This window comes from Bradyrhizobium sp. WBOS08, from assembly GCF_024585125.1.
In the GTDB taxonomy this organism is placed as follows: domain Bacteria; phylum Pseudomonadota; class Alphaproteobacteria; order Rhizobiales; family Xanthobacteraceae; genus Bradyrhizobium; species Bradyrhizobium japonicum_B.
Genome location: NZ_CP028988.1, coordinates 6,149,817 through 6,161,997, shown reverse-complemented (window position 1 = coordinate 6,161,997; position 12,181 = coordinate 6,149,817). Strand labels below are relative to the sequence as shown.

Annotated in this window: 13 protein-coding genes; 6 read left to right on the top strand and 7 right to left on the bottom strand. The window is 55.9% G+C overall.

Translation table 11 applies throughout. The features are described 5' to 3' along the window. Nucleotides 1-14: 14 nt before the first annotated feature. The 4 genes from DCM80_RS29015 to DCM80_RS29000 all read right to left on the bottom strand — a co-directional run bounded on the left by DCM80_RS29015 (nt 15) and on the right by DCM80_RS29000 (nt 2,264). The gene (locus tag DCM80_RS29015) at nt 15-377 is read right to left on the bottom strand and encodes a hypothetical protein (protein WP_257198083.1); all 363 of its coding nucleotides are present in this window, start codon (nt 375-377) and stop codon (nt 15-17) included. 56 nt (nt 378-433) lie between these two features. Further along, nucleotides 434-811 carry a response regulator gene (locus DCM80_RS29010; RefSeq protein ID WP_257194825.1) on the bottom strand — a complete coding sequence of 126 codons (378 nt, stop codon included), beginning with the start codon at nt 809-811 and terminating at the stop codon, nt 434-436. Between the two features lie 620 nt (nt 812-1,431). After that, nucleotides 1,432-1,941 (bottom strand): permease prefix domain 2-containing transporter, encoded by a 510-nt coding sequence (locus tag DCM80_RS29005; RefSeq protein ID WP_257194824.1) that lies wholly within the window; start codon nt 1,939-1,941, stop codon nt 1,432-1,434. Next, nucleotides 1,938-2,264 carry a PadR family transcriptional regulator gene (locus tag DCM80_RS29000; RefSeq protein WP_257194823.1) on the bottom strand — a complete coding sequence of 109 codons (327 nt, stop codon included), beginning with the start codon at nt 2,262-2,264 and terminating at the stop codon, nt 1,938-1,940. Before DCM80_RS29000 ends, DCM80_RS29005 begins: the two co-directional genes overlap by 4 nt. Nucleotides 2,265-2,484: 220 nt before the next feature. Between DCM80_RS29000 and DCM80_RS28995 the strand changes: the two genes are divergently transcribed. Then, entirely contained in the window at nt 2,485-2,934 is a 450-nt protein-coding gene (locus tag DCM80_RS28995) for a hypothetical protein (protein ID WP_257194822.1), read from the top strand. A gap of 382 nt (nt 2,935-3,316) precedes the next feature. Here DCM80_RS28995 and DCM80_RS28990 read toward each other — a convergent pair whose 3' ends face one another. Together DCM80_RS28990 and DCM80_RS28985 are read right to left on the bottom strand one after the other, a co-directional pair. Then, the gene (locus tag DCM80_RS28990; protein ID WP_257194821.1) at nt 3,317-3,721 is read right to left on the bottom strand and encodes a hypothetical protein; all 405 of its coding nucleotides are present in this window, start codon (nt 3,719-3,721) and stop codon (nt 3,317-3,319) included. Further along, entirely contained in the window at nt 3,718-4,833 is a 1,116-nt protein-coding gene (locus DCM80_RS28985; RefSeq protein ID WP_257194820.1) for a hypothetical protein, read from the bottom strand. Before DCM80_RS28985 ends, DCM80_RS28990 begins: the two co-directional genes overlap by 4 nt. 343 nt (nt 4,834-5,176) lie before the next feature. Here DCM80_RS28985 and DCM80_RS28980 point away from each other — a divergent pair, with 343 nt between their 5' ends. The 3 genes from DCM80_RS28980 to DCM80_RS28970 all read left to right on the top strand — a co-directional run bounded on the left by DCM80_RS28980 (nt 5,177) and on the right by DCM80_RS28970 (nt 9,589). Continuing rightward, nucleotides 5,177-6,490 (top strand): integrase arm-type DNA-binding domain-containing protein, encoded by a 1,314-nt coding sequence (locus DCM80_RS28980; RefSeq protein ID WP_257194819.1) that lies wholly within the window; start codon nt 5,177-5,179, stop codon nt 6,488-6,490. Between the two features lie 678 nt (nt 6,491-7,168). Further along, nucleotides 7,169-9,019, top strand: a complete 1,851-nt coding sequence (locus tag DCM80_RS28975) for an AAA family ATPase (protein ID WP_257194818.1) — start codon at nt 7,169-7,171, stop codon at nt 9,017-9,019. 123 nt (nt 9,020-9,142) lie between these two features. Next, nucleotides 9,143-9,589 carry a hypothetical protein gene (locus DCM80_RS28970; RefSeq protein ID WP_257194817.1) on the top strand — a complete coding sequence of 149 codons (447 nt, stop codon included), beginning with the start codon at nt 9,143-9,145 and terminating at the stop codon, nt 9,587-9,589. 307 nt (nt 9,590-9,896) lie between these two features. Here the strand turns inward: DCM80_RS28970 and DCM80_RS28965 are convergent, their stop codons facing one another. Next, nucleotides 9,897-10,211, bottom strand: a complete 315-nt coding sequence (locus DCM80_RS28965) for a hypothetical protein (RefSeq protein ID WP_257194816.1) — start codon at nt 10,209-10,211, stop codon at nt 9,897-9,899. Between the two features lie 59 nt (nt 10,212-10,270). Here DCM80_RS28965 and DCM80_RS28960 point away from each other — a divergent pair, with 59 nt between their 5' ends. Together DCM80_RS28960 and DCM80_RS28955 are read left to right on the top strand one after the other, a co-directional pair. Then, nucleotides 10,271-11,830 (top strand): hypothetical protein, encoded by a 1,560-nt coding sequence (locus DCM80_RS28960; RefSeq protein WP_257194815.1) that lies wholly within the window; start codon nt 10,271-10,273, stop codon nt 11,828-11,830. Further along, on the top strand, nt 11,827-12,162 hold the full coding sequence (locus DCM80_RS28955) for a hypothetical protein (protein WP_257194814.1): 336 nt from the start codon (nt 11,827-11,829) through the stop codon (nt 12,160-12,162). The genes DCM80_RS28960 and DCM80_RS28955 overlap by 4 nt, the downstream gene beginning before the upstream one ends. The last annotated feature ends 19 nt before the right edge of the window (nt 12,163-12,181 follow it).

The following is a 12,181-nucleotide window of genomic DNA, read 5'->3' as shown; positions in this document are numbered from 1 at the left end:
TCTCCCGCATCGCGTCAGGCGGCCCCGCGCAAGGGGAGGGCCAGTTGAAGGCCGAATGGGCGTGACGAATTGGCCCGGATGAAAGCCTCGAGCGCAGGCGATAAGTCGATGCCGTCCTGGACCGCGCGATCGGCCAGGGCGTTGGCGATGTCTTCGGTGGCGTCGCGCGACCAGCCCTCGATGGCGTTGAAGGTGACGATCTTGAGGGGGTAGGCGTATTGCCCGGAGAGCAAGTCCCGCAGCACCGTTTCGCGGTCGGTATCCTGCTCGTCCGTCTCTCGCCAGGCGCAACCGGCACGCGCGCCGAAGTCCTCCAGGACGAGGTAAATCTCGCGATCCAGGCGATCCAGCGGGACGATCGAGGGTGATTGACGCATACGCAACTCCTACTCCGAGGATAGAAATTGCTGCGACAGGGCGATCGTTCCGCGAGTTACTTGCCCGCGAGCGACGTCATCGCTTCCAAGAGGCGTTCAAGTCTGAACGGCTTCTGCAGCATGATGCTGCCTGACACCGGTCTTGGAGCGTCGTGCGTGTAGCCGGTGGCGTAGATCACCGGCATGCGCGGATTGGATTGCCTGCATTGGATGGCAACGTCCCAGCCCGTCAGCGAACCTGCCAGCTTGATGTCGGTGAACAACAGATCAGGTGCGACTTCGGCGCAGAGCTGAAGCGCGCGCTCGCCGCTGTCGGCTTCCATGACCTCGTGGCCATGCGTCTCCAGGATGTCGACCACCACGTCCCGGATCAGGTCTTCGTCTTCGGCTACAAGAACCCGCAAAATCATCCTCCAGTCGCGCTCTTCGTCCACGACCTGAGGACCCATGCGCAGAATACGCGGCCCCGGCGAGTTAGGGCCGCCGCCAGCTCGGCCGGCGGGCCAGCGAGATTTTAAGCCAGGATAGGGGCCTTTGTTCCTGCCGACCTGGTGGCCGTGTGGCCGATCGGATCATGCCGGGTAGGCCGGAACGGCGCCGAGTTAGCCTGTCGTGGCTGCGGACCCCGGCGCTGGTCTGCAGAGCCTAGGCGAGCGGTATGGTATCCACCCGCAGGCAGGGACGGCACTGGTAGGCATGCACTGCAGGAAGCGTGAGAATGGCCGGGAGCGTGGCCAAGAACGTCATCGGCCGTCTGCACTTGGAGCAGATCAGAACCGGCGGACTGTCTTTCGCTGCGCAGATCATCGCCAAAGTGCCTGGAGGGGTAGGGCACGATAGGCGGATGCTGCGGGGAGTTCATCTCGGGGGGACTACTGGAGTCTATCGGAAATTGGCGTCATGTGGCGAGCGTGCTGAAACGGCTGCTCAAGTAAAAGCTCGTGGTCGAAAGGCTGGGGCTTGGGCGAACCACGCCCACGGGCGATCGGGAGTTGAAGGCGATCGACATAGGGCGGGCGGCGGCGCTCACGCGCCGATCCCGATGCCCGCGTGATTACAACCCCAATTTGGAACGGCCGTAGTCGATAAGGAATCCGATCAGGCCCCACTTGCGCACGAAGCGCCAAACGCCGGGACTAATGGCGCGTAGAACCTGAGACCAATAGAGCATGCGCGCGCGGGCCTTACCGTGCGCCTTAAGTCTGCGTTCGAACAACTCCTGCATATCGCCAAGCTCGGCATCGACAGTCGTTTTCGATGCTAAGAGCGAGAACAAGAACTCGGCGAAACGAGGTGGTGATAACGCCGTGGCGTCATCCAGTTGCGAGGCGACAAAGTCCGCATACTTCTCAAAATAGTGCGGCCTCAATATGTTCTCTGCCTTGATGTCCTTGTGACCAAGATCGTGAGCAAGGGCGGCTGCTTCCATAGCCACGAACTTCTCAGCATTGTCGGGGGTAAGGTGGCCATCGACCCTTAATTGCAGTTCGTGGCCGTCCAGCTCAACAAGGGCGATGGTGCCGGTTTTCCCAGTTCCGATATATTTGATTCGCACGTCTGTCATGCCAGCCCTCCCACCGGCAGGAGATTGCCGCGCAATTGATCCAGCGCGCGTAGGGAAGCGCTGAGCGCCTTCTGTCCGCGCCCCGTCAGCTCGTAGAACTGCTTGGCCCGCCCGCCGCGTTCGGCCGTAGCCGGTCCCTGGCGACTTTTGACAAAGCCTCTCTTTTCTAACTTCTCAAGGGTGGCATAGATCGTGGCAAGTGCAGGTTCGAGACCTGCTCTTTCGGACAGTTCGTCGAAGATTGAAACGCCGTAGGCGTTTGGGTGCTTGCGCAGAATGGCGAGCATAATGATCTGCTCCGTGTGTCTGAGCGTGTCGTCCATGCTGTGACTCCCTTGATATTTTCCAATATATGGAAAAAATCTCCGAGCGCAAGGGTCTACTTCAGGTTAATGTAGAGAGACGCACACACCGGTTGTGCGTTTTGGCGCCTACTTCAGCTCCGAACGCACACTTTCCGCACACGTGCATTTTGCGCTGTGAGGGTGTGCGTTTTCAGGCGAATTCCCTTATAAGGATTGGTGATCAAGGCCGGGGATGTAGATGAATCGACAGTGCTTGGGCATTGCGCCAGTCGCCTTTTTCGTTCTGCTCTGGTCGGCAAGCCTAGGATCAGCCGAGACCTACCGCTGCACCTTCGATCGCACGATTGCAGTGGGAAACAACAACCTATTCGAGGACAAGAAAGACCACAAAAAGGACGAGGAATATTTTGTTGCTCTCGACGCCGTCGGCCGCGGTGGAAAGGTGAGTCAGTGCACGCCTAGCGGGAGATGCGGCAATCTGGCGAAAGTTCAACTCATTACTCGTTGGAGCGCAGCTAGAGGATCCAGCATGATGCTGCGGCTCGTAGTTGGAGGGGACGATCAGATAGGTCAAATCTGGTCCATTGAAGGGGATGGCGTTACCGCAGATCTAACAGTTGTGGCGGTCTCCGCGCTCGGTCAGCGATCGGACACTGAATTTGGCAAGTGTCGAAAAGTGATGGACTGACTTCGATCCGCGCCACTTCTCCGGCCTTGCAGCACTTTGCTTTAACCGCTTTCATTCGCGCTCGCGGTATTCAATCACAGGTCTGAATTTCAACTGCTTGCAATACCTTGCATTCTTACGATGAAGCCGAATTTTCACTTTACGGGACCGCCTTAGGATCACATGGCGCAATTCGCGTCGGAAGATCGCAGATGAAAACGGGACTTCAATGCACCGTTTGCGCCCATAAGGAGCGTTAGTGGATCGAACTGTTGCATGCGGGCGGTGCCTCGCTTGATAGCCTGTCGATGAAAGTTGACTTATTGAAAAGACGCTATCGGACGGCACTGGCGCCAAATGAACGCGTCCCATCTCGCCGGGCCGGCGCAATTCGCAGTTGTGACTATTCGGGCGGGTGAAGCCGGCCCCGCGCGATGGCAACACGCTTCAGTCGTTTCGCGATCAATTTTTGATCTTTGAGCGCGTGAGGGGAATAATCTGCCAGGCAATGGGCCGGATTTGCCGGCGTAGTCTCTTTCACTGGAATTGGATCTTCAACGCACGTCAGCGATTCTTTAGCAAATTCAGCGACAGATACCCCAAACACGGCGGCTGATTGCTTGCCGGTTGCAACATACTGCGCGTGTGCCTCTGAGGCGGTAATCAGCGCAGAGCGATCAAGAGACAGCATATTTTGATCTTGGGCAGACGGCCTAAACCGATCGCTCGATGGTTCGCCGTTCTCAATAAATTTCGGATGGATCTGTCGAAACAATACTTCGTGTGCGTTGGTTAACCGCTTTTTCATTGCCGCCCCACGCGCAGATCGAATTCCTTCATAAATTCATCTTCTTGAGAAAAATGATGCGGCTCCATTACGTCGGCTTGGTCAAGACGAAGCCCATACATCTCAATGGTCCCGTCCGCTGCAAACTCAATAGAAAAGTCCCAATCGCGATTTTCAAACTCAAACAGCACACCCCCATTTTCGGTGGGGAATATCTTATAGGCAGCACATAGCGAAGGACGCTTAGACAGAAAGCGCTCCGCCATTGTGAGAGCGGATGAAGATATTGGCTCGCCCGCTCCGTCGTTCCATCCAGATTCAAAGGTTCGGAGTTCAGCTAGTCTATTTCTGCGCTTCACAAGCTCGGCTCCGATCTGCGCATCGATGAGGGCAATGTCATAGACCGAGACAACGCGCCTCAAACGATCCTCGTTGTCTAGCTCGACCTGCAAATCAAATTGAACATCTGACTCAAGGCTCCCGTCGAACTCCTCGACAATCTGATCGGTATCTACTGGAATTTGGATATTACCGTGTTCGTCTGTTCTGACGACGACAAATCCTTCGACCGAGTTCGAAATAAGAGAGCCGACACTTTCAAACCGAGTCTGATAAGTCTCTCGAACGCGCGTGATTAAACGTTTGCGGCGCGTGGTGTCCAAATAGACGACATTGCCGTCGTTGCCTTTTGTGCCGAGAAATTCAATTCTTTCGTTGTCACGGAGGCCCGTCCCTAATCGATTGAGCGCGCGGATGTGTTCAGAGGCAAGTGATTTGGGGTACTTTTCCATCCCAGCGTCGTCGATGAGCCGAGTAATGTCGTCATACGATGAGTGCACGATCAATTGGAGTTCGTCAGTGAAGCCGGGAAGTAGGTGCTGAGCAGCCTCACGATTCCAGTTCAGTGCTGGAATTGCGCTTCCGTCGGAAATGTTCACCAAATCGAAAGTCAGGCTCTTATCGAAACCCTTGGGAACGCGTTGGCGCTTTGAATTCAGATTTCGCCATTCGTCTTTCGCGAATGCGACGAGCAAATCACGAAAGGCGGGCAGGTCTGACAAGACGTCGACCGGCAAGCGCGCGTTTTGAAAGCGGGCTCCAACATATCGCAGCCTGAACGTGTCCTCGGTCATCATAGTCCTAGATAGTGGATTCTGTACGAACATGCCGCAATTTGATGTTCGCGGCATTAATGCAGCAAGTGGCCCCCATGCGTGGCCCCGGGGACTTCTGGCCATTAGGCATTTTGGCCTAAGTGCTTGATTTTGCGTGGTGAGCGCGCTGGGGCTCGAACCCAGGACCCCGTGATTAAAAGTCGTGTTGCTTATCTGCGAAAGTCAATGATCGGCGATGATCGCCGGAACTAAATCCTTCACCATATCAAGCCCTTAGGTTACGATCCCATCGATCCCCGCAGAACGTCTGTGATCGTCCAGACGTCCAGCAAACCTAATCTCGGACCTAATCTGAGGGCTCATGTTCGATCCGCAAAATTCGTTGTCCGCGAAACGGGACCGTTCAGGCGAGGCGGATCGGCATCGACTTTTCACGGAAATCAGCATTGCGAAGCTCAAGCTCAGACCTGGGGAGAAGCAGGTCGCTTATCGCGATAAAAAGAAGCAGGGACTGATCCTGCGGATCAATGGCTCAGGCCGGAAATCCTGGCTGGTATCCTTCTATGACAAGTCGCGCGGTACCATGCGGACCGAGAAGCTCGGAGAATTTCAACCTGGTTCGTCCCTCCATATGAGCCTCAAGGCGGCGCGCGATGCAGCAGACAATTTCCGAGCGAACAGGACGACCATTCTGACTGAACGAGCGAAGAATTCCGCCGCGAGTTCCGAGACGTTTGAGGTTGTCGCAGAACGTTATCTAAAGCGGTTTGTGGATGGCAAAAGACGATCAGGGCCGCAAATCCGCAAGATGGTCGAAAAAATCTATCCCGTTTGGGGCAAACGGCCGTTCGAATCGATCAGGCGCTCGGATGTCTCCAACCTACTTGATGACATCGAGGAGATGCGGGGGCCGCGGGCGGCCGACGTTACACTAGCGACGTTGCGTCGCATGATGTCAAAATATGCTGTGGGACACGACGAGTATTCCTCTCCGATTCGGGAGGGGATGGCGCGTATCGAAAACCCGTCCGAGCGTGCGCGGGATCGTATCCTCACTGATGAAGAAATCCGGGCGCTGTTCATGGCATGCGAGGGGCAGGGCGTATTTGGCAACCTCGTCAAGATGCTTCTGCTTACCGGTCAGCGACGCATCAAGGTTGCGACGATGGGATGGGACGATTTGTCGGGAGATGTCTGGACGATTGCGACCGAAGAAAGAGAAAAGGGCAACGGCGTCCGTCTTAAGCTACCTAAGCTGGCCCTAGCCATTCTCGATGTTCAACGGGAGACGCGGACGAACGAGTTTGTTTTTCCGGCCACTTTCAAGACCAGCAGGGTCGGTCCGAGCAGGCATTATGGCAGCTTTAGTGCATTTGGAGACGGTAAGGCCACGCTGGACAAGGCGATGTCTGAAATCTTGCCAAACATTCCCCGTTGGACGCTTCACGATTTGCGAAGGACTGCACGTTCGCTGATGTCCCGAGCTAAAGTCCGTCCGGACATTGCAGAGCGTGTCCTCGGGCATACCATCCCAGGCGTCCGGGGTGTCTACGATCGTCATGATTACTTTTTGGAGCGTGGCCAAGCCCTCACAAGCCTGGCAGCTTTGATCGAACGCGTTCTGGACGGAAGGGCTGCAAACATCGTCCCGTTGGTCCGAGCCAATCGCTCCTAGCGCTAGTTTGGCGGGTTCTGGAGCGGCCATCGGCCACTCATCTTGTCCGCGTGCCTAGCGCCTAGCAGAACGGCCCTGCACCGCGCCTAGCCGATAATTTCCGCAAAAAATATTCCGCGCCAATCTGAGAATCCGAGAAAATCTCGGGATTTCAATCTGGTGCCGCTAAATCGGCGCGGCCTCTGCATCGTTTTTCCCTTGTTATTCAACGTGATAGCCGATTTTCCCTATTGATCGCAGCGAACAGCGCGATCACTATGCCAATCACAAGATCACACCGATAACGGCGATGCCGTTGCCGGACGCTCTCATCCCTCGAACAAAGCGCACCATCGTCGCGCCCCTACGGGCGCGCGCTGCGGGAGCTATTGGACGCCATGACGAAGCCCGATCAAACTACTCGCACCGTTGTTCGACGTGGTCCAAATCGGACCAAAGAGATCACGGAGCTCCGTAAGCTCGTTTCTCGAAAAGAAGCAGCGGCCATATTGGGGTGTCACATCGACACGCTCAGACAGCTTGAAGACCGAAAGGGCGGCCCTCTCACTGTCAGGAAGCTGCACCCGAAAGGGTGCGTATTCTATCGGCTCGAAGAGATCCAGAAACTGGCTGGTCAATAAGCGAGGCTGGAACAGCCGCGTTCGGCTTTGCACCAGGCTATCATCAAGGAAAGTGCAAATGCGTAATGCTTCGCGAAGCGCGATCGACTGCGAGCGTCGCATTGTTGAAAAATATGGGCCTATGAAAAATGGCCTCGTACACTGTCCAGCCCACGACGATGCAACGCCAAGCCTTCAGATTTCCGTCAAAGACGGCAAGTTGCTCTGGCACTGTCACGCAGGATGCTCGCAAGGAGCTGTCCAGGAACGATTGTTAGCTGATGGTCTGCTGGTAGGGAAGCGTGGATTCTCATCGTCGGACCGAATTCATAGGGAACGATTAGCCGAGGACCCGAAAGTACATTATCGCGCCATCTTAGACGCTTGTGTCCGCGTAACTGACGCAAGCGAGGAGCACTTGCAGATTTTGCAGAACTACGTGCGCACTCGCAACATTGCCTTACCGGATACAGCTCTTTTCCTTTCAGCTAGACGATCCCACGCGCTGACAGGACGTAGATTTCCCGCAATGGTTTTTGAGATCAGCGTGGGAGAGGAGGTGACTGGGGCACACGTAACTTGGCTATCATCTAAGGGCCGTTCAAAACTGGATGTCGACGATCCTAAGCGCACGTATGGCCGGGTGAGAGGTGGCATAGTTCGCCTGCATGAGAACTACAGCAGGCGCGAGCCGATCGTGGTTGCGGAAGGTGTAGAGACAGCTTTGTCGGCCGAGAAAATCTCGTCGTTGAAGGCTGTCGTCGCGTGCAACGCGAATAATCTTAGCCGGATTAATCCGCCTGCGTCCTCTGAAGTAATCATCGCTGCAGATAACGATCCTGGAAGGGTTGGCATCCAAGCTGCCAACATGCTGGCGCGCCGACTTTCGACGGAGGGCCGAAAAGTCCGAATAGCGATGCCATTTCCTCGCGGCAATGAGAAACGCGATTGGAACGACGAACTGTGCGATCCCAGGGCCGATCTAGTGCTTTTGAATCAGCAATTCAGGAACGCCCGCCAATACGAGATGGTGGGCGCAATCTCCGCAGCAGATTTCTTGCGGATGGAATTTCCCCCGCGACCGAGCATGCTGCATCCTTGGCTGCCGACTGCCGGATTAGCGATGGTGCACGCGCCGCGAGGTGGAGCGAAGACCTGGTTCTGCCTATCTGCTGCGCATGCAATCGTAACGGGCAAGCGTTTCTTAGACTGGAAGGTCAACGCGAAGGGCCGAGTACTGTATGTCGATGGAGAGTTGCCGGCCTCTGTTCTGCAAACGAGACTCCGTTATTTTGAATGGGACGGTCATGAGGACGATATGTTGCTGCTTACGCCCGACCTCTTTCATCAGAGAAATCGGGCCATGCCCGACCTGGGGGATCAGGAAGGTCGGGATCAGCTGGATGCGATGATCTGGCAGAACGGCATTGACCTAATAATCTTGGATTCCCTGTCCACCCTTCAGCGATCCGGCGGCGAGGAGAACACTGCGGAATCTTGGATCAATATCCAAAACTGGGCACTCAGGCATCGCGGTCAGGGGCGATCAATCATCTTTGTCCATCATGAGGGCAGGAACAACAAGCCTAGAGGTACGTCAAAGCGCGAAGACACCCTCGACACAATGATTGGGCTGAGCCCGATTCCCAATGTTGAAGGCGACGATTGCACGACCATCCAACTCGATTTTACAAAGCATCGTGGCTTTTTCGGTTCGGAAGCCGCTCCGCGCGTCTTGCAGCTTTCCACGGAGGCAAAGCGCGCTGTTTGGAGCTTTGGGAAAACGCCGAAGACAAGGCGAGATCAAGTCTTTGAACTGAGGGCTGAAGGACTGAAGCCAGCAGAAATCGCGCGTAATCTCGGTATCTCGCCGGGCCGTGTGTCTCAAATCCTAAACGAACCTCCTCCGGATAGCTCAGCGGAGCCGTGATGTTACGGGACCGTTCCCCCCTAAAGGGGGGAAACAGTTCTCTCTAAACGTTTAGCTGTTTAGCGGACTAGAGAGATAAACAGCTAAACAATTCGTATAAACCGAAATAAAGGACTCAAGGAAATGGGCGGCCGTGATGATGAAGGGCTTTACGATTTTGCTGGCAAAGGTGCCAGGCAACGCCGGCGAATGGAGCAGGGCCAGTTGAGGAGATCGAAATTCAAGCCCATCAATCGATCCCTAAAGCCAAGCCAGCTTGGACAGCACTCCACAAAGAGAACGGCAGGGGCGAAGGACGATCCAAACGATCTTAAAGAAGCTATCCGCCGTCTGGTGATTGATCATGCTGTCATCAGTCCTGCGCAGATAAAGGAGCGGCTGCAAAATGACGGCTATATCGCTACGCTCGTCACGATCTCGAACGTGAGGAAAGACATGCGCGAAGTCCTCAAGCTGCTCCAACGGCCTGACTTGGCTCTCATTGATCCAAACGATCTTGCAAGACGCCGGAGGAGGCGAGAACGGCTTTCCGACGATCAGGCCGGAACGCCAAGCGGGGCTGCTAGATGACGTCCAATTTTGCACGAGCACCCGCGCTCGTATCCTGATCTTTTTTGTTCCGCGCGTTCCGTCCGGATGCCGATTTGAGACGAGTGAGCGCAGTTCTCATGACTCGTTATCACGTTGTGGCTTTCGCCCGCGCAGTAAAATAGGCGATATGGGCTTTCCTCTTGCAACGAGATCAGGTCTGAGATTACGTTTCGTGCCCAAAATCGATGCCGCAACAGCGACTGCGCAAAGGCGCATTCGCAAGCATGGGACGAGGGCTTTGCACGGGACGTTGAAGCAGAATGTGAGACGCAATCGATCGGCCGTTTCATCCGGTCGACGTCTCTTTGCTGAGCGCGTACCTGCGAGCTCTCCGCGCGGACGTCGCTTCGTCGATCTCGTCAATCGGTATGCTGATGATTGCGGGGGAGCCGACGCCATTTCCGAGACAACGCGCAATCACATCCGGCGCATCGCGTTTTTGCAATGTGTGCTCGAGGACGCGGAAGCCGAGTACGTCAAGACCGGCAGCACAACGCTGGATGAACGGCTCGAATACCAGCGGCTCAGCAACACCCAATCTCGGCTGATGAAGAAGATTGGCTTGTTCAACGCGTCCCCCGATCGGGATGACGATGAGCACGACGATCCTCTCGCATATGCCGAACGCGGGGGCTCGCGTCCACACAGGGAACGGCTTGAATGAAGCAGAGGCTGGTGCGCGAACGTCTGGATGCCAGACCCGCACCACGCCTCAAGCCTCAACCAAGATCAAGTCGTCTCACACTCCTAGACGCGATATCCGATCCAAAGCTCTTCAAGCCCTTCTTCAAAAATCCAGCATCATGGATCGGATGGCGCGCGTTCATCGCGGCTGCGTTCGGCTTGCCAATGTCTGGAGAGGAACTCGCGATTTATCGGGCTTGCACGGGACGCAAGGATGCTCCGACGCAGCAGATGCGAGAATGCGTTCTTTGCATAGGGCGTAGAGGCGGGAAGAGCAGATCGCTTGCATTGATCGCGACGTGGCTAGCTTGCTTCAACGATTATAGACCGTATCTGGATGCGGGAGAACGCGGCATAGTCCAAGTCTTCGCAGCAGATCGCGATCAAGCGAAGATTATCATTCGATACATCCGGGCGTTCATCAAGAAAATTCCTATGCTCGCTCGGATGGTCGAGCGGGACACGCAATGGGGCCTCGATCTATCCAACTCTATCGCGATTGAAGTTACAACTGCGTCCTTTCGATCTGCGAGGGGTCGCACAACCGTAGCGTGTATCGCAGATGAAATAGCATTTTGGGCTGATGAGGGTGCAAACCCGGATAAGGACGTGATCGATGCGATAAAGCCCGGAATGGCAACGATCCCATCGAGCATGCTGTTGATGGCCTCCAGTCCTTGGGCTCGGAAGGGCGTATTGTACAACATGCATCGGCAGTATCATGGCAAGGAAGACCCTCGCGTCCTGTCTTGGCAGGCTGCCACCGACGTCATGAACCCGGAGATTGATCCGGCATTTCTGGCTCAAGCCTATCAGGACGATCCTGTCTCAGCTGCTGCGGAATACGGCGCTCAGTTCCGCTCGGATGTCGAAGCCTTCATTTCGCGTGAAGCGGTTGATGCTGTCACCTCAGACGAGCGTGAACGACCATATCTGCCGGAATTCAAGTACCACGCATTTGCGGACGCCGCGGGTGGATCGGGCTCGGACTCCTTCACTTTGGCCATTGGTCACGTGGAAAAGGGCACACCCGTCCTCGATGTCATCCGAGAGGCCAAGCCTCCGTTTTCGCCCAAGACGATCGTCGAGCAATACTCGGCCCTGTTGAAGTCGTACGGGATCAGCAAGGTTCAAGGGGATCGGTACGCGGGCGATTGGCCCCGTGAGCAATTCCTGGAGCACGCTATCGCGTACGAACCGTCGGCCAAGCCCAAGAGCATCATCTATGGGGAGTTCCTGCCCCTGATGATGAGCAAGAAGTGCGATCTACTCGATAACCAACGACTGATCAATCAGCTTTGCGGGCTTGAGAGACGAACGGCTCGGTCCGGCAAGGACAGCATCGATCACGCACCGAACGGCCACGATGACGTGGCCAACGCGGTCGCTGGCGTTCTCACGTCCATGGGCGTCCGCAAATATCGGTACGTCGCAGATTTGAGCTGGGTCGGAGGACCGATCGACACCGACAAGCTCGGACAGAGCAGAAGTGCTCAGATGCTCAGCAACATTCTAAGCTTAAGAGGCATACGATGACTAAGGACTCCATTCTTTACGACAAGAACGGCAAACGCGTTCACCGTCTCAATGGCGTGATGGCGGACGGCGACAGGCTCGTCGTGGGTATGCGCCTGATGGATGCCGCACCAGCATCACTATCCGTCGTCTCCCTGCGTGACACGGAAGGTGACGCACCCCCGACCCAAGAGCAATTGGACGCCGCCTATCAGGCCCGTTGCTCCCGGATGGAGGATGCATGGCGTCATCCCAACCAGCAGGAAACAACGGGCAAGCAAATCCCGCTGGCCTCGGTGGATGACGCGATCGAGCAGAGAAACCGACGTCTAGAGAACGCCTGGAAGGGCTAGGACCAAGCCTGCCGCGTTC

Excerpts from the sequence above, each read along its gene's own strand:
- DCM80_RS28960 (WP_257194815.1), top strand. The coding sequence starts at position 10,271 with ATGAAGCAGAGGCTGGTGCGCGAACGTCTGGATGCCAGACCCGCACCA.
- DCM80_RS28975 (WP_257194818.1), top strand. The coding sequence starts at position 7,169 with ATGCGTAATGCTTCGCGAAGCGCGATCGACTGCGAGCGTCGCATTGTT.
- DCM80_RS29015 (WP_257198083.1), bottom strand. The coding sequence starts at position 377 with ATGCGTCAATCACCCTCGATCGTCCCGCTGGATCGCCTGGATCGCGAG.
- DCM80_RS28980 (WP_257194819.1), top strand. The coding sequence starts at position 5,177 with ATGTTCGATCCGCAAAATTCGTTGTCCGCGAAACGGGACCGTTCAGGC.
- DCM80_RS29000 (WP_257194823.1), bottom strand. The coding sequence starts at position 2,264 with ATGGACGACACGCTCAGACACACGGAGCAGATCATTATGCTCGCCATT.
- DCM80_RS28990 (WP_257194821.1), bottom strand. The coding sequence starts at position 3,721 with ATGAAAAAGCGGTTAACCAACGCACACGAAGTATTGTTTCGACAGATC.
- DCM80_RS28995 (WP_257194822.1), top strand. The coding sequence starts at position 2,485 with ATGAATCGACAGTGCTTGGGCATTGCGCCAGTCGCCTTTTTCGTTCTG.
- DCM80_RS29005 (WP_257194824.1), bottom strand. The coding sequence starts at position 1,941 with ATGACAGACGTGCGAATCAAATATATCGGAACTGGGAAAACCGGCACC.
- DCM80_RS28985 (WP_257194820.1), bottom strand. The coding sequence starts at position 4,833 with ATGACCGAGGACACGTTCAGGCTGCGATATGTTGGAGCCCGCTTTCAA.
- DCM80_RS28970 (WP_257194817.1), top strand. The coding sequence starts at position 9,143 with ATGGGCGGCCGTGATGATGAAGGGCTTTACGATTTTGCTGGCAAAGGT.
- DCM80_RS28955 (WP_257194814.1), top strand. The coding sequence starts at position 11,827 with ATGACTAAGGACTCCATTCTTTACGACAAGAACGGCAAACGCGTTCAC.